The organism is Plantibacter sp. PA-3-X8, from assembly GCF_003856975.1.
Taxonomy (GTDB): Bacteria; Actinomycetota; Actinomycetes; order Actinomycetales; family Microbacteriaceae; genus Plantibacter; species Plantibacter auratus.
In genome coordinates this window covers 1,677,821-1,694,836 of the sequence record NZ_CP033107.1, presented here as the reverse complement: position 1 = coordinate 1,694,836, position 17,016 = coordinate 1,677,821, and the positions used below count along the sequence as shown (strand labels likewise).

General features: G+C 70.1%; 11 protein-coding genes. 7 read left to right on the top strand and 4 right to left on the bottom strand.

Annotated features, from left to right (window positions below):
- A complete protein-coding gene (locus EAO79_RS08115) occupies positions 1 to 921 on the bottom strand; it encodes a phosphate/phosphite/phosphonate ABC transporter substrate-binding protein (RefSeq protein WP_124768654.1) in 921 nt (306 codons plus the stop codon).
- A gap of 261 nt (positions 922 to 1,182) precedes the next feature.
- Here EAO79_RS08115 and EAO79_RS08110 point away from each other — a divergent pair, with 261 nt between their 5' ends.
- The gene (locus tag EAO79_RS08110) at positions 1,183 to 2,322 is read left to right on the top strand and encodes an alpha/beta hydrolase (RefSeq protein WP_241161018.1); all 1,140 of its coding nucleotides are present in this window, start codon (positions 1,183 to 1,185) and stop codon (positions 2,320 to 2,322) included.
- Between the two features lie 69 nt (positions 2,323 to 2,391).
- On the opposite strand, the gene EAO79_RS08105 is transcribed toward EAO79_RS08110, so the two are convergent.
- Positions 2,392 to 4,155 carry a cell wall-binding repeat-containing protein gene (locus tag EAO79_RS08105; RefSeq protein WP_164486917.1) on the bottom strand — a complete coding sequence of 588 codons (1,764 nt, stop codon included), beginning with the start codon at positions 4,153 to 4,155 and terminating at the stop codon, positions 2,392 to 2,394.
- 234 nt (positions 4,156 to 4,389) lie between these two features.
- Here EAO79_RS08105 and EAO79_RS08100 point away from each other — a divergent pair, with 234 nt between their 5' ends.
- Positions 4,390 to 5,820 carry an alanine--tRNA ligase-related protein gene (locus EAO79_RS08100; RefSeq protein ID WP_124768652.1) on the top strand — a complete coding sequence of 477 codons (1,431 nt, stop codon included), beginning with the start codon at positions 4,390 to 4,392 and terminating at the stop codon, positions 5,818 to 5,820.
- Positions 5,821 to 5,834: 14 nt separating this feature from the next.
- Here the strand turns inward: EAO79_RS08100 and EAO79_RS08095 are convergent, their stop codons facing one another.
- Positions 5,835 to 7,886 carry a bifunctional lysylphosphatidylglycerol flippase/synthetase MprF gene (locus EAO79_RS08095; protein ID WP_124768651.1) on the bottom strand — a complete coding sequence of 684 codons (2,052 nt, stop codon included), beginning with the start codon at positions 7,884 to 7,886 and terminating at the stop codon, positions 5,835 to 5,837.
- 54 nt (positions 7,887 to 7,940) lie between these two features.
- Positions 7,941 to 9,536: a PucR family transcriptional regulator gene (locus EAO79_RS08090; RefSeq protein ID WP_124768650.1), complete on the bottom strand. Its 1,596-nt coding sequence runs from the start codon at positions 9,534 to 9,536 to the stop codon at positions 7,941 to 7,943.
- Positions 9,537 to 9,692: 156 nt separating this feature from the next.
- Between EAO79_RS08090 and gabT the strand changes: the two genes are divergently transcribed.
- The 5 genes from gabT to EAO79_RS08065 all read left to right on the top strand — a co-directional run bounded on the left by gabT (position 9,693) and on the right by EAO79_RS08065 (position 16,997).
- Positions 9,693 to 11,057, top strand: a complete 1,365-nt coding sequence (gene gabT, locus EAO79_RS08085; protein WP_124768649.1) for a 4-aminobutyrate--2-oxoglutarate transaminase — start codon at positions 9,693 to 9,695, stop codon at positions 11,055 to 11,057.
- Positions 11,058 to 11,203: 146 nt separating this feature from the next.
- Positions 11,204 to 12,670, top strand: a complete 1,467-nt coding sequence (locus EAO79_RS08080; RefSeq protein ID WP_079705051.1) for an NAD-dependent succinate-semialdehyde dehydrogenase — start codon at positions 11,204 to 11,206, stop codon at positions 12,668 to 12,670.
- 264 nt (positions 12,671 to 12,934) lie between these two features.
- On the top strand, positions 12,935 to 14,293 hold the full coding sequence (locus EAO79_RS08075; protein ID WP_124768648.1) for an NAD(P)/FAD-dependent oxidoreductase: 1,359 nt from the start codon (positions 12,935 to 12,937) through the stop codon (positions 14,291 to 14,293).
- Positions 14,294 to 14,526: 233 nt separating this feature from the next.
- Positions 14,527 to 15,423 carry a universal stress protein gene (locus EAO79_RS08070; RefSeq protein ID WP_086474644.1) on the top strand — a complete coding sequence of 299 codons (897 nt, stop codon included), beginning with the start codon at positions 14,527 to 14,529 and terminating at the stop codon, positions 15,421 to 15,423.
- Positions 15,420 to 16,997: an APC family permease gene (locus tag EAO79_RS08065; RefSeq protein ID WP_079705048.1), complete on the top strand. Its 1,578-nt coding sequence runs from the start codon at positions 15,420 to 15,422 to the stop codon at positions 16,995 to 16,997. The genes EAO79_RS08070 and EAO79_RS08065 overlap by 4 nt, the downstream gene beginning before the upstream one ends.
- Positions 16,998 to 17,016: the final 19 nt, after the last annotated feature.

The window sequence follows — 17,016 nt, the reverse complement described above, 5'->3', positions numbered from 1 at the left end:
TCAGGCCTGGCACTGCTTGGCGTTGGTCTTCTTGCAGATGTCGCGGATGGTGTCGTAGTACGCGTCGTCGACCGGCGAGGTGCCGTAGAAGGTCGCGCGGAAGGCGTCGCTGTCGGCGCTCTTCACGCCGGAGTCGATGATCTGGTCGATCGTGACCTCGGACAGGGCCTTCTCGAGCTTCTCCTTCACGTCGGCGGGCAGCGAGTCGGACTCGACGATCGGCGCACCGGGGACCATCGTGCGGTCGATGACCTTCACGCCGTCGTTCTTCTCGACCTCGGAGTCCTCGGCGAAGCCCGCCTCGCACTCGACGCCCTCGGCGGTCTTCGTCACCGAGACGTCGTGCTTGCCGGCGAAGACCGGGGTGATGTCCTTCTCGGGGTCGATGCCGGCCTCGAGCAGGTTGTAGCTCGGGAAGAGGTACCCGGACGTCGAGGACGGGTCGACGAAGCAGACCTTCTTGCCCTTGAACTCCTCGATCTTCGTGATCGACGAGTCCTTCGGGACGATCGCCTCGGAGTAGTACCCCGGCTCCTGCCCCTTGACGGTGATGATCGACGAGATCGGCGTGATCTTGGCCCCGTTGTTGAGCGCGGTCACGTAGGTGAAGCCGGAGAAGGAGGCGACGTCGATCTTCCCGGCCACGGCCGCCTCGATGAGGGCCGCGTAGTCGGTCGACTCGTGGTACTCGACCTTCTTGCCGGTCTCCTGGGCGATGTAGTCCATGAGCGGCTGGTAGTTGGTCTGCGTGTCGACCGAGTCGGGGACGACGCCGAAGACGAGGGTCTGGTCGTCGACCGCGAAGGTCCCGGCCGCGGCGGAACCGGTGTCGCTGGCGGTGGCGCTCGAGCAGGCGGCCAGGCCGATCGAGAGGAGGGCGGCGGCGCCGAGCGCAGCGACGCGGGTGAGGGAGAGCTTCATGTGCTGGGACGTACCTTTCAGAAGGACCGATGCACCCGCCCGCTCCGCGCGTTGCTCCGGTGGATCGGAACCGCGAGTGACCGACGCGGGCACTGCTGTGTGCCGTACGTGTGATCACGCTACGAGCGGCGCCCGAACAGGGCCGGGCTTCCCGGTGAACAGGAGGTGAAGCCCCGCGGAAGGATCGATCAGGCAAGCCACGGCCGTCGTCCGCCGAGCCGCCTAGACTGCTGGAATCCGCCCATCCGAGCAGCAGAGCAGGTGAGTCGTTTGCCCCTCGACCCGATCTTCGTCGAACGAGCGCGGACGCACCGCGCCTACCTCATCTCGACCGCACTCGAGCAGGCGAAGGCCTTCTTCCTGCGACCGAAGACGACCACCGTCGCGCGCCCGAAGCCCGCTCCCGCGGCGGACCCGACGGCGACCTCCCCGAAGGCCGCCGGGCCGAAGGCGAAGCCCTCGAGCCCGACGGCGAAGGCCACCACCGCCGCACCCCGCCGCAAGAAGACGCGCGCACAGCACCGCAAGGCCGCGCGGAACTGGGACAAGAAGGAGCTCGCGACCGTCGGCGTCCCGGGCCCGGAGCTGCGCATCGAGGAGCACACGATCCCGGTCGCCGGCTTCCCCGACGTCCGGATCCGGCTCTACCACCCGCCGACGGCCGACGGCGACCAGGCGGTGCCCGCGGTCCTGTCCTTCTTCGGTGGGGCGTTCCGCATCGGCGGGATCGACTACCCGACGACCGACGCGGGGTTCCGTCGTCGGGCGGCCGACGCCGGCGTGGTCATCGCCGCCGTCGATTACGCGCTCGCTCCCGAGCACCGGTACCCGACGCAGCTGGAGCAGGCCCACGCGGCGCTCGAGTGGCTGTTCGCCGAGGCCGCGACGCTCGGGATCGACTCGGGGCGGATCGCCGTCGCCGGGGTGTCCGCCGGCGGCAGCATCGCGGCGGCGCTCACGCTCGTGAATCGTGAACGCGGCCGGCTGCCCATCCGACTCCAGCTGCTCGAGGTGCCGGTCACGGACCTGACCGGCGGCCACATCGACCTCCGCCCCGTGCGGGAGATGGGCATCCCGAGGATCTTCGCGATCAAGGAGCTCCGTTCCGTCGCGAAGACCTACCTCCTGGATCGACGTCAGGCGAAGGAGCCGCACGCGTCGCCCCTCCTCGCGCGGTCGCACGCAGACCTCCCCCGCGCCGTGATCCTCACGGCCGAGTACGACCCGCTCCGCGGCGACGGCGCGGCCTACCTCGCCGCGCTCCGGGCCGACGGCGTCGACGCGAGCGGGACGATGTACCTGGGCGCGACGCACGACACCCCCATCTTCGGCGGCGTGCTCCCTGCGGCCCGCCGCTGGCACGACGACGTCGTGACCGCCCTGCGCTCGCTCCACGACTGAATCGACGCGACATGCCGGCGGCGGCCCGCGTGACCGCTGCCGCTGCACCGGGCGGCACCCCGCGCTGCGTCAGCAGGAGAGCAGACGACCGACGTTCTCGTTGAGGACGCTCACGCCGCCGAGCAACGTGACGTTCGACGCGTTGGCCCGGAGGACCGCGTTCGTCGTCGGAGGGATGCAGTACTGCCTGGAGAGGTAGAGCGGCGCGTGTTTCAGGGCGGCGAGGGCGCCACCCGTGAGTGCATCGGCGAAGTCGCTCCCGGTGGCCAGGTAGAACGTCGCGGGCGAGGAGTCCTTGAAGAACTCCGAGTTGATGACCACCGCGGTCTCGAACCGGTCGGACCCCGCCAGTCGGATGACGTTCCCGGCTCCCTCCTGGCTCCCGATGCCGTCCGCGATGCCCTGCGACACCGACACCGTGCCTCCCGCGATGTAGACGCTCTTCACGTCCATGGCGGCCAGACGACCGAGCGTGGCGGCGTCGGCGGTCGGTGCGGTGCCGTCGACGAGCAGCATGGGTCCTGCGTCGGAGATCGCCGCCGCCCCGGTGAGCGCATCGGCGAAGCTGAGTCCGGTGGCGATGAACGCCTTATCGGCTGCCGGGAAGACCTCGCTCGCGACCGCCAACGAGGTCGCGAAGCGGTCGTCGCCCGCGTACCGCACGACGGGTGCGACGGTACTGAGCTGCGCGAGCGCCGCTACCGAGACGGCTTGTTCACCGCCGACGACCTTGATGGTCTTCGGCTTGAGACGACGCAGCTCGGTCATCACCGCCTCGGGTACGGCGTCGGCGAGGGTGAGCAGCACCGGGCCGTTCTCCTTGGCCGCTGCAGGCGCTGCCGACAGGGCGTCCGGCGCGGAGAGCGCGTTGGCCACGTAGGCGACGCCGGCGTTCCCGCTGGGGAACGCTCGTTGCGACACGGCGACGGCGGTGCCGAAGCGATCGGAGCCGGCCAGCCGGTCGACCGGGGCCCATCCGCTCCGGGTGAACGTGTCGGCCTTCGCGAGGTTCACGTCCACGGCACCGGAGAACCCGGCCACCACGCCGCGGCTCGAGTACTGCCACATCGACCAGTCGGACCAGTTCCGGGTCAGCTGCGGCGAACCGTTCGGCGCCCCGTTGTTCGAGCCCCACACCGCAACCCACAACGGGTGGCCGGCGTTCGCGACCGCACTCCAATCGCCGTTGTTGACCGCGTTCTGGTTGAGGTAGATGAGCACCTTGAGGCCGGGGTAGCTCTGCTGCACACGCTGGATCCACTCCATGGCCTGCGCGGGCGTGTACGCCGCGACGCCGTCGATGGCCTCGATGTCGAGCGCGACGACCTCGCCGATGCGGATGTCGCTCTGTGCGACGAAGTAGTCCGCCGCGGCTGTCGGCGTGAGACCGTTCTTGTCGCCGTTCATCCAGTAGTGACCCACGAGGAGTCCTGCGGCTCGCGCACGGGCGAGTTGCGCACGGTAGGCGGGCGCGACGTAGGGGCTGTCCGAGGCGTTCCCGCCGCCCATCTTGATGATCGTGAACTGCCCACCCGCCGCCTTGAACGCCTGGAGGTCGATGTTGGTCTGCGACGTGGCGATGTCGATACCGAAGAGCTGGCCGTCGGCGCGGGCCGGGACGCTCGCCTCACCGAGGGGCGCGGGCGCCACTCTGCGCTGCTGTTCCTCCGCTCGAAGCTCGGCTCCCATGCCGTCCTCGACGGCGACCGGTTCGCCCGACGGGGTGTCGCTGTCGGCTGACGCCGCGGGCGCGATGCCGACCGATGTGGCGAGCAGCGCCATCACCACCGCCGAGAGCACGCCAGCCGATCGGGACCGCCAGAATTTCGTCATCGCCTCACCAAACATCCTTCGTCGTCTCCGGGCTCCGTGTCGGCCCGCGGGCCGCTTGGAGGGGCCGCATTTCGTACAGTATGGTCCGAGCGGCTCGCCGGGGGCCGCATTCCAGGACGATCGGGGCGTCGAGACCCCCTCGCGGCGCGACGGCCGGTGACCCGAGATCGCAGTGGCCCAGGTCGCCGCGCCGACCGGCTTCCCCTCGGGCCCGAAAGCTGGAATCGTGTCGGCATGGACGCCCACGAGATCCGCAACGCCTACCTCGACTTCCTCGAACGGAACGGCCACGCGCTGATCAAACGGGCACCGCTCGTCCCGCGGGGCGACACGAGCACCCTGTTCAACGGCAGTGGCATGCAGGCACTCCTGCCATACCTCCTCGGTGAGGATCACCCCGACGGGCGGCGGCTGACCGACAGCCAGCCGTGCGTCCGGGCCCAGGACATCGAGGACGTCGGCGACAACCGGCACACCACCTTCTTCGAGATGCTCGGCAACTGGTCGCTCGGCGACTACTTCAAGGAGACGCAGATCCGGCAGTTCTTCACCTTCCTGGTCGACATCGTCGGGCTGGATCCGGAGCGGATCTCCGTCACCTGCTTCATCGGCGATCCCGCGAACGGCATCCCACGCGACGACGAGGCCGCGTCGATCTGGGCGTCCGTGTTCGCCGAACGCGGGGTCTCCAACGGGATCGCGGAGATCGGCTCCCAGGCCGACGGCGACGCGCGCGGGGTGCGGCCCGGAGAGCGGATCTTCTTCTACGACGGCGGCGAGAACTGGTGGTCCCGCGGCGGGTCACTCGAGGGCACACCGATCGGCGACCCGTGCGGCCCCGACAGCGAGGTGTTCTACGACTTCGGCCCCGAGTTCCAGGATCCGTCCTACGGCCTCGCGCATCCCGCGAGCGACGGCGGACGGTTCATGGAGATCGGCAACCAGGTGTTCATGCAGTACCGCCGACGCGAGGACGGCTCGTTCGAGGAGCTCGCCAGGCGCAACGTGGACTTCGGCGGCGGCCTCGAGCGCATCGCCGCCGCGTCGATCGACTCCGACGACGTCTTCCGCATCTCGCTCCTGTGGCCCATCGTCGAGCGACTCCAGGAGCTGACCGGGAAACGCTACGAGGACGAGACCGCCGCCATGCGCATCATCGCCGACCACCTGCGGGGTGCGACCTTCCTGGCGGTGGACGGCGTGCGTCCGTCGAACAAGGAGCAGGGCTACGTCATGCGGCGGCTGCTCCGACGGGCGATCCGGCTCGCGCTCTCGCTCGACCTCCACGAGAACTTCTTCGGCGAGATCGTGCCCGTCATCGCCGGCTTGTACGCCGACGACTACCCGGAGGTGGCCGCCGCCCGCGACGAGGTCGTGGCCGTCCTCGTCAAGGAGGAGCAGTCGTTCCGACGCACGCTGGGCGCAGGCCTCCAGATGGTCCAGGGGTACGCCGGGCGGGTCATGACGGGACACGACGTGTTCCGACTGTCGGACACGAACGGCTTCCCGAAGGAGCTGACCATCGAGGAGGCCGGGCGCCTCGGCATCGAGGTCGCTTCCGACTGGGAGGCGGAGTTCGCCGCCGCGCTCGCGGAGCAGCGTGCGCGGTCCCGCGGGGCGACGCACCTCGGCGCCGCCGGCCTCCCGGGCGGCGACACCGCCTGAGGGTCGGCCTCCGCTCAGTCGCGCTTGAGCATGTCGATGCCGGCACCGGCGAACTGGCGGAGCGTCGCGTCCGGCAGGAACGCGCGGGTGAGCGCCGCGGCGATCCGCGTGAGGTCGCCCTCGTCGCGGTACAGGAGGTAGATCGGCTCCGATCGGGGGTTGAACTTCTGCTTGAACCGGTGGAGGGACGAGAAGCCGTACACCGGCTCCAGGATGCCGCTGAGCTGACCCAGCAGGTGCGCGATGCGCCCCTCGTCGTCCTCCACCCGGTGCGCGAGCGGCGCGCCCGAGAGCGAGAGGATCTGCGCGCCCTCCTCGGCGAAGACCTTGGCCGAGGAGGCGATGAGGAACTCCATGACCGAACCGAAGCCCTCTTCGCGTCGCCGCATGAGGTCGAGCGTCCACCCGCGGTGCTCGCCGTCGGGGCCGAAGACCGGAAGCCAGCTGAGGAAGCCGTCGACGTCGCCGTCCGGTGAGATCGCGAGTGCCAGACGGACCTCGGGGTCGTCGGCCTCCTGCAGGGTCCCGAGGGTGAACCGCATCTCCGGCAGACCCTTGTCGCCGACCCAGCCCTCGGAGATGGCGCGGATCTGCTGCCGGACGCCCCACGTCTCGGCGGCGTAGGTACTCATGCGGAAGACCATGCCCTCGCGCTCCGCCTTATTGAGCGCCGTGCGGATGTTCGACCAGGCCTTGCCGGTGAACGCGAGACCGGGGAGGTCGACGATCGTGTCGTCGGCGATGATGAGGTCGCGCCATCCCTCGGGCATCGCGTCCTTCGTCGCCTGGCTGGAACTGAAGAAGCACGGGATGAGGGAGTCGCGCTCGGCCGCCTGGACGAACTCCTCGACGCTCGCTCGGAGGTGCTCCGGCGGGCCGAGCGGGTCGGCCAGCACGATCGCGACGCCGGCGTGCTTCTGGTAGGGCACGAGGCCCACCGAGGTGCGGAAGTACTCCATGCCGTCCCACGTGGCCATCCAGGAGAGCGAGCCGCCGCCGTCGGTCCGGATGAGCGCGCGGGCGTCGTCCGCCGACGGCAGGTCCTGCTGCTGCTTCCGCCCGACGCCGAGCTGCCGGCGTCGGTGGGACGAGAACGCGCTGCGGGTCGCAAGGAGGTAGACGAGGAAGGCGAGCCAGAGCACGGACGTCGCCAGGAACACGTCGGTGTCGCCCCAGTCGATCGGGAGCTCGGCGGGGTCCAACGGAGACAGCGCCAGGTACAGGACCGCGACCAGGACGTTGAGCACCGCCCAGACGACACTCAGCACCCATGCCCAGCGGCGACCGAGCCGCAGGCCGTTGGCGACCAGGATGATCACGACCGTGTCGATCGCGACGTCGAGCCACGGGCCCTCCGCCGGAGCGGTCGGACCGAACGGGCCGTTGGTCGGCACGAGCAGGGCGACGATCTGGACGACGCCGAGGGCCACGCTCGTCGTGAATGCGAGGAGTCGGCGCTCGCGGACGCTGGCCCGCTGGATGCGGAAGGAGCGGTTCACCGCGAGGACGAAGAGCACCGCGAAGGCGTGCTCGAGGTCCGCGAGCGAGCCGATGAAGAGGACCCCGATCGCGGCGTAGGACGCGACGATGATCCAGCCCCGCTGCCGCCACGGTGAGGCGAAGAGCGACACACACGCGGCGAAGCACGCCATCGTCCCGCCGGACGGACCGACGTCGAGCATCCCGGCGAGGCTCGTCGCCCACGGCCAGGGCAGCTGACTTGCGGCCCAGAGGAACCCGGCGGTGGCGAGGACGGCGACGAGCTGACCGGCGGCGAAGGTGATGAGCGCCACCTTCGATCCCCGCCACCACTCCAGCAGTCCGACCCAGGCGAACCCGATCACCGCGAACACGTAGGCCCAGGGCTCCACGACGAGGAACGTCCCGGTGACGGGGGTCCACCAGCGCCCGGCCTCGAAGGCGGGCAAGCCGTAGGCGACCGCGTCCCACCACGGTTGCGCCGTCGTCGACTCCCAGAGGCCACGCCCGACGACCCCGACGACGAGGACGACCAGCACCAGGGCGATCGTGACCGGCACCCGGCCGACCACCGTTCGTATCCTCATGCGCGTTGCCCCCTTCGTGGTTCCACGGAGCACACGCGCGCCGTGCGGTCGAGGCTACAGAACGGCCGCGTGGGACCGCAACGCATCGCCGTCCGGCAGGCTGACCAGCGCGAGCCAGAGTTCGGCCCGAGCGGCGAAGGTGTCGAGGGGTCGCCCGAGCACCTGTTCGACCCGGGTGATGCGGTTGCGGAGCGTGTGTCGATGGATCCCGAGTCGCCGCGCGGCGGGCTCCCACTGACCGTTCGCCTCGAGCCAGCCGCGGAGGCTCGGCACGAGGTCGGAGCCCTCATCGCGGTCGACGCGGAGCACGGGCTCGAGCAGTTCCTCGGCCACGGCGGCGGCGCGGACGGGGTCGAGCAACCCTGCCATCCCCGCTGCGGCGAGCGCCCCGAACCGCACGACGGCCTCGCCGGCGGAGACGGCGTGCTCGTGTGCGGAGACCGCCTGCTCGATCCCCGTCGTCAGTTCGGCGAGCGCGACGGCTCGGGAGAGGCCGAGCCGCCGAGCGGGTGCCGCCGCGATCACCGCTTCGACCGCCCGATCGACGTCCGTCCCGCTGTCCCCTTCGGCCGCTGCGAGGAGGAGGACGGGCCGTCCGTCCTGCTCGGCGACGAAGAGCGAACCTGGACTGAGCGTCTCGGCCCGTTCCAGCTCGGTGAGGAGTGCCTCGCGTGCTTCGGTCGGCCCGGAGCAGACGCCGACGCGAACCGCTCCGGTCGGCAACGGCGTACCGAGCTGTTCGGCGACCTCACGCGCCGCGGTGGTCTGTCCGGCGCGGAGCAGCTGCCAGACGCCGGTGCGCAGCGAGCGCCCAGCCCGTCCGAGCGCGCCGCCCTGCTCGAGGGTGAGCCCGGCGATGGCGACGACGGAGGTGACGACGCTCTGGGCTGCGGCGTCCAGGGGGCCGTCGGTCCCGGCGATGGCGAGGACACCCCGGAGGTCCCCACGCCGACCGAGGGTCTGGAGCGAGACCGTGCGGGTGCGGCTCGCGAGCGTCGCACCCGACCGCTGCCCGCGGCTGAGGAGCATGGTGGCCTCGCCGGCCACCCGCTCCAGGAGGCGCTCGGTCTCGGGACCGGCGGTGGGCCCGTCGCCCGCGATCGCCACCGGGGTCGCATGCGCGTCGAAGAGCACGACCCAGGCACCGAGCGACCGCGCGAGTTCGGTGACGACGGCGGCCGTCGCGTCGGGGCGGAGCGCGGCGAACGCGATGGCGCGCTGGGCGCCCAGGGCCCAGGCGTCCCTCGCCCGCGCCGCCTCAGTGAGGAGGTCGGACGCGTACCGGATGACGGCGATGAACGGCGTGCGGTACGGGACCTCGATGAGCGGCATCCCGTGCGCCGCGCAGGCCTCGGCGAGTTCCGGCGGTGTCCCGGCCGTGATCACCTCAGTGCCGAACCCCAGTCCGGCGACACCGGCGTCGGCGAGACGGGCGACGTACGCCTCGACCTGCGTCGTCGACACCGCGGTCCCGAACTGCGTGCCCGTCGTGAGCAGCACCTGGTCGGCGAGGAGGAAGGGCGTGGGGTCCGGCAGGTCGGACCCGGACACCCAGGCGACCTGCCGGTCGAGCGCACCCTCGGTCCCGGCCACCACGAGCTTGAGGCCGAGCGCGCGGTGGTCGAGGAGGTCCTGCAGCGTCGGCGCCATGGCGTGAGTCTACGCATGGATGCCGAATCGTCCAACCGATGCCGCTGGCATGGACAGACTGTCGACTGCCCCGAGGCGGACCGCTACCTAGCCTGGGTGCACTGCTCGCGGACGACCTCGGCGCTCCCGCCGGACGCGGCAGCCGAAGGAGTACCGATGACGAGCAGCACCGCAGCCCCCGCGCCCTCCATCCTCGGCGGACCCTCGCTCCCCCAGGAACGTCGCCTCGTCACCGCCATCCCCGGACCGATCTCCGAGGAACTCATGGCGCGGAAGCACGCCGCGGTCGCGTCCGGCGTCGGCACCACGATGCCGGTGTTCGCGGCCGGCGCGGGCGGTGGCGTCCTCGTCGACGTCGACGGCAACTCCCTGATCGACCTCGGGTCCGGCATCGCCGTGACCGGTGTGGGCAACAGCAACCCGCGCGTCGTCGAGGCCGTCACCCGACAGCTGCAGGAGTTCACCCACACCTGCTTCACCATCACCCCCTACGACTCCTACGTCGAGGTCGCCGAGGCGCTCAACCGCCTCACCCCCGGCGACCACGCCAAGCGGACGGCACTGTTCAACTCGGGCGCCGAAGCGGTCGAGAACGCGGTGAAGATCGCCCGCAGCCACACGAAGAAGCAGGCGGTCGTCGCCTTCGACCACGCGTACCACGGCCGCACGAACCTGACGATGGCCCTCACCGCGAAGTCCATGCCCTACAAGAGCGGCTTCGGCCCCTTCGCCTCCGAGGTGTACCGCGCGCCATTGTCCTACCCCTTCCGTGACGGCGGGCTCACCGGCGCCGAGGCGGCGCAGCGCGCGATCACCCAGATCGAGAAGCAGATCGGCGCAGACAACCTCGCGGCGATCATCATCGAGCCCATCCAGGGCGAGGGCGGCTTCATCGTCCCGGCGGACGGCTTCCTGCCGGCCCTGCTCGACTGGGCCCGCGCGAACGACGTCGTCTTCATCGCCGACGAGGTCCAGACCGGCTTCGCCCGCACAGGTGCGATGTTCGCGTCCGAGCACTTCGACATCGTGCCCGACCTCATCATCACCGCCAAGGGCATCGCGGGCGGCCTGCCACTCTCCGCCGTCACCGGACGCGCGGAGATCATGGACGCCCCGCACGCCGGCGGCCTCGGCGGCACCTACGGCGGCAACCCACTCGCCTGTGTCGCTGCCCTTGCGGCGATCGAAGCGTACGAGGAGGAGGACCTCGCAGCCTCGGCCCGGGCGATCGAAACCCGTATCGTCGACCGCTTCACCGCGGCACAGGCCTCCGACCCCCGCATCGGTGACATCCGCGGGCGCGGCGCCATGATGGCGGTCGAGTTCGTCGACCCGGCCACCGGCGAGCCCGACGCCGCCCTCACAGCACGCGTCGCGAAGGCCGCCCACCAGGCCGGGGTCGTCGTCCTCACCTGCGGCACCTACGGCAACGTGGTCCGCTTCCTCCCGCCGCTGACCATCCCCCTCGAGCTGCTCGACGAAGGACTCGACGTCGTCCTCGAGGCGCTCGCCGCGAACTGACGCCCCGCCCGCCGGTTCCTGAGCCTGTCGAAGGGCCGCCCTTCGACAGACTCAGGGACCGATGTGGTCGTCCCCGAGCTTGTCGAGGGGCATGCACGCTGAAACACTGTGACCGACAGCACCGACACCACCAAGGAGCTCCACCCATGACCGACGCACGTGAAACCGATCTGCTCGCCAAGGTCCCGAACGGCCTGTTCATCGGAGGCGTCTGGCGCGACGCGACGGAGGGCGCGACGCTCGACGTGAGCGACCCGTCCACCGGCGACGTCATCAAGACGATCGCCGACGCCTCGGTCGCCGACGGCACCGCGGCCCTCGACGCCGCGGTCGCCGCCCAGGACGAGTGGGCGGCGACCGCTCCCCGCACCCGCTCGAACATCCTCCGGAAGGCCTTCGACCTCCTCCAGGAGCGCCGCGAGGAGTTCGCCCTCCTCATGACGCTCGAGATGGGCAAGCCCCTCGCCGAGGCGAACGGCGAGGTCACCTACGGTGGTGAGTTCCTCCGCTGGTTCTCCGAGGAGGCCGTTCGCATCTCCGGACGCTACGGGTCGAACCCCGAGGGCACCGGCATGATGACCGTCTCGCAGCACCCCGTCGGTCCGTGCTTCCTCATCACGCCGTGGAACTTCCCACTCGCGATGGCGACCCGCAAGATCGCCCCGGCGCTCGCCGCCGGCTGCACGGTCGTCGTCAAGCCCGCCGAGCTCACGCCGCTCACGACCCTGTACTTCGTGAAGCTGCTCGAGGACGCCGGGCTCCCCGCCGGCGTCGTGAACGTCATCACCACCTCCAGCTCCTCCGCAGTGTCCGGCCCGATCATCGCCGACCCACGGCTCCGCAAGCTGAGCTTCACGGGCTCGACGGCCGTCGGTCAGAAGCTCATCGAGCAGTCCGCGAAGAACGTCCTCCGCACCTCGATGGAGCTCGGCGGCAACGCCCCGTTCGTCGTGTTCGAGGACGCCGACCTCGACAAGGCCGTGGAGGGCGCGATGGCCGCCAAGTTCCGCAACATCGGACAGGCGTGCACCGCAGCGAACCGCTTCATCGTCCACCGCGACGTCGCGGACGAGTTCGCGAAGCGCGTCACGGACAAGGTCAACGCGTTCCGCATCGGTCGTGGCACCGAGGACGGCGTGACGATCGGCCCGCTCATCGACGACCGCGCGGTCACGAAGGCGAAGACCCTCGTGGGCGACGCCGTCGAGCGCGGCGCCGAGGTCCTCACCGGCGGCGAGGCCGTCGACGGACCGGGCACCTTCTTCCAGCCGACGGTCGTCACCGGCGTCGTGCCGGGGTCCGACATCCTTCGCGAGGAGATCTTCGGCCCGGTCCTCGCGATCGTGCCGTTCGACGACGAGGACGAGGCCGTGCGGCTCGCGAACGACACCGAGTACGGGCTCGTCTCCTACGTGTTCACCACCGACCTCGCCCGCGGACAGCGCATGATCGGCCGCCTGCAGACCGGCATGATGGGCCTCAACGTCGGCGTCATCTCGAACGCCGCAGCACCGTTCGGTGGCATCAAGCAGTCGGGTATCGGACGCGAAGGCGGGCTCGAGGGCATCCACGAGTACCTGTACACGAAGTACACCATGACGCCCATCGGCTGACCGCCTCGGTCGGCACAACGGAAACCGTCGCCGATCGTCGATCCGACCGGCGACCTCGCCATCCCCGGTTCCATCCGACCGCCGGATCCGCCATACTCGACTATCGGCGCCGGTCCCGAGCACCACCCGACACCAGCGCATCACCCCAGTCCCGAGCACCACCCGGTATCGAGAGCACCACCCGGCCCCGAGCACCACCCCGGTCACCCGAGCACCACCCCGGTCCCTGAGCTTGTCGAAGGGCCTCGAACAGGAAGACACCTCATGAGCGCTATCGAACGCGACGTCGTCATCATCGGCGCCGGGGCCTCCGGGCTCACGGCCGCCACGAAGCTCCGCGCGGCGGGCCTGTCCGTCGCCGTCCTCGAGGCGCGTGACCGCGTCGGTGGTCGCCTCTGGACGAACCACATCGACGGAGCCATGCTCGAGCTGGGCGGCCAGTGGGTCTCCCCCGACCAGACCGCGCTGCTCGCCACACTCGAGGAGCTCGGACTCGACACCTACTCCCGCTACCGCGAGGGCGACAGCGTCTACGTCGATGCCGAGGGCGTGCGCACCCGCTTCACGGGCGACATCTTCCCCGTCGCCGAGTCGACCGCGGCCGAGATGGAGCGACTCATCACCCTCCTCGACGAGCTCGTGGAGGAGGTCGGCGTCACCGAGCCGTGGGCGCACGCCCGGGCGAAGGAGTACGACCGCATCTCGTGGAGCGCCTGGCTCGCCGAGCAGACGGACGACGTCGAGGCACGCGACAACATCGCCCTCTTCATCGCCGCCGCGATGCTCACGAAGCCCTCCCACTCCTTCTCGCTCCTGCAGGCGCTGCTCATGGCGGCGTCCGCCGGCAGCTTCACCCACCTCGTCGAGGCCGACTTCATCCTCGACAAGCGCGTCGTCGGCGGCCTGCAGCAGGTTCCGATCAAGCTCGCCGAGGCCCTCGGCGACGACGTCCACCTGTCCTCGCCCGTGCGTCGCCTCGAGTGGTCCGACGCCGGCGTCTCGGCCGAGGCGGACAGCGTGACGGTCAACGCGCGGTACGCGATCGTCGCCGTCCCGCCGAACCTCTACTCCCGCATCGACTTCCAGCCGCCGCTGCCGCGCCTCAGCCACCAGATGCACCAGCACATGTCGCTCGGGCTCGTCATCAAGGTCCACGCCGTGTACGAGACGCCGTTCTGGCGCGAGGACGGCCTCTCGGCGACCGCGTTCAGCCCGTACGAGCTCGTCCACGAGGCCTACGACAACACGAACCACGAGGACCCGCGCGGCACGCTCGTCGGGTTCGTCTCGGACGAGCGCGCCGACGAGGTCTTCAAGCTGAGCGCCGAGGAGCGCCGCGAGCGGATCCTCACCTCGCTGTCCCACTACTACGGCGAGCAGGCCCTCTCCCCCGTCGTCTACTACGAGAGCGACTGGGGCAGCGAGGAGTGGACGCGCGGTGCGTACGCGGCGAGCTTCGACCTCGGCGGTCTCTCGCGCTACGGCGCCATGCAGTCGACGCCGGTGGGCCCGATCTACTGGTCGACGAGCGACCTCGCCGCCGAGGGCTACCAGCACGTCGACGGCGCGATCCGCAAGGGCGCCGACACCGCCGAGGCGATCATCGCCCGCCACCAGGCGTAAGCGTCTCCCGGTTCCTGAGCCTGTCGAAGGGCCTCGGTCCCTGCCCTTCGACAAGCTCAGGAACCGCGTGTCGAACGGCGCTCCGCTCCCCGACCAGAGTCCGCTTCCCGCCCTTGTCGAGCGGGCACCCCCGTCGATACCCTGCACCAACGAAACACCCGCACACCGCCGTGCATCCTGGTCCCGGTCCCTGAGCTTGTCGAAGGGCGCACCCGATCGAAAGCGAACACCAGATGAGATACATCGTTGGCTACACCGATACGCCGGCGGGACGCGACGCGCTCGCGCTCGGCATCCGGATCGCTCGGACCACCGGCGCCCGGCTCGACATCGTCCTCGTGCTCGCGAACGAGGAACGCCCGACGATCACCCCGGCCGATCCCGGCTACGAACGGTTCCTCCGTGAGACGGCCGAACGCTGGCTCGCCGAGGCGCTCGACGCGGTCCCCGCCGACATCACGGCCAAGACGCACCTCGTGTACGACGAGTCGTTCGCGGAGGGCCTCTTGGAGGCCTCCCGCATCCTCGAGGGCGGGCTCATCATCATCGGTGCGGCGCGCGGCGGACTCCTCGGCCGGTTCACGCTCGGCAGCGTCGCGAACACGCTCCTGCACTCGGCGGTCGTCCCGGTCGCCCTCGCTCCGGTCGGCAGTCGCGACCTCCTCGACGCGCAGCCCACCGGCGGCACGGTCAGCCGGATCACCTGCGCGATCGGCACCCGTGCCGGCGCGCACCAGCTGCTCGACGCGGCCATCGTCGTCGCCAAGAACGCGGTCATCCCGCTCCGCCTGGTCTCGCTCGTCGCGCTCGACCAGCCCGAGGGCGCCGAGCACCCCGAGGCGACCGCCCGGGCCGAGTCGCACGCGGCGGAAGTCCTCGCCTACGCGACCGAGCACCTGCCGAAGGACATCGACGTGACCACCGAGATCGCCTCGGGCACCCGCATCGAGGACGCCGTCTCGCACCTCGAGTGGAAGCCCGCGGAGATCGTGCTCGTCGGTTCCAGCCGACTCGCCACCCCGAAGCACCTCTTCCTCGGCTCCACGGCAGCGAAGATGCTGCGGGAGCTCCCCGTACCCATGGTGGTCGTGCCCCGCGACTCCGTGCTGACCCTCGGAGACCCGACATGACTCCTCCCGAAACCACTCCCCCGCGCGACGTCGCCCACCCCGAGACCACCGCGACGGGCGCCCTCTCCAAGAAGGGCCTCGGCGCCGGCACCGTCGGCCTCGTCGGCGCGATCGTCATCGGCATCTCGTGCATCGCCCCGGCGTACACCCTGACCGGTGCCCTCGGTCCGACCGTCGCGGAGGTCGGCACCCACGTGCCGGCCATCTTCCTCGTCGGCTTCATCCCGATGCTGCTCGTCGCCTTCGGCTACCGGGAGCTCAACAGCCGCATGCCGGACTCCGGCACCTCGTTCACCTGGGCGACGCGCGCGTTCGGCCCGTGGGTCGGTTGGATGGCCGGTTGGGGCCTCATCGCCGCGACCATCGTCGTGCTCTCGAACCTCGCGGGCATCGCGGTCGACTTCTTCTACCTGATGCTGTCGCAGATCTTCCAGAACCCCGACATCGCCGGCCTCACGTCGAACCCGTTCATCAACGTCATCACCTGTCTGGCGTTCATGCTCGGGGCGACGCTCATCTCCTACCGCGACATGCAGACGACGCAGAAGCTGCAGTACGTGCTCGTGGGCTTCCAGTTGCTCGTGATGGTGCTGTTCGGCATCGTCGCCTTCGCGCACGTCGCGGGCGGCGACGCGTTCGACGCCCTCCCGATCTCGCTCGACTGGTTCAACCCGTTCGCCGTCGGGTCGTTCAGCGCCTTCGCCGCCGGACTCTCGCTCTCCATCTTCATCTTCTGGGGTTGGGACGTCACGCTGACGATGAGCGAGGAGACGAAGGGGTCGAGCTCGACGCCAGGCAAGGCCGCCACGGCCACGGTCGTCATCATCGTCGTCCTCTACCTGTTCCTGTCGGTCGCGCTCATCAACTACGCGGGCGTCGGCGACGGCGAGTTCGGGCTCGGCAACGAGGACATCCAGGGCAACGTGTTCTTCTCGCTCGCGGGGCCCATCCTCGGTCCGCTCGCGATCCTCGTGTCGATCGCGGTGCTGTCGTCCTCGGCCGCCTCGCTGCAGTCGACGTTCGTCTCCCCCGCGCGGACCCTGCTCGCAATGGGGCACTACGGCGCGCTGTCGCCGAAGTTCTCGAAGGTGCACCCCAAGTTCTTCACGCCCGGCTACGCGACGATCGTCTCGAGTGTCGTCGCGTCGGTGTTCTACGCGGTCATGCGCTTCATCTCCGAGGACGTGCTCTGGGACACGATCACGACCCTCGGCATGATGATCTGCTTCTACTACGGCCTGACGGCGTTCGCGTGCGTCTGGTACTTCCGGAAGCAGTGGTTCTCGAGCGCACGGAACTTCTTCTTCCAGTTCTTCTCCCCGCTCGTCGGCGGTCTCATCCTGGGCGTGCTCTTCTTCACCACGATCATCGAGAGCGCCGACCCCGACTACGGCAGCGGATCGAACATCGGCGGTGTCGGGCTCGTGTTCATCCTCGGCATGATCATCATCGTGGCGGGCATCGTCATCATGCTCATCCAGGCGAAGCTCCGACCGGACTTCTTCCGCAACAAGACGCTCGCCCGCGGCATCGCCGGCGACGCGAACGAAGCGGACGCCGCCCTCCCGGAATGACCCGCTGACCACGACGCCC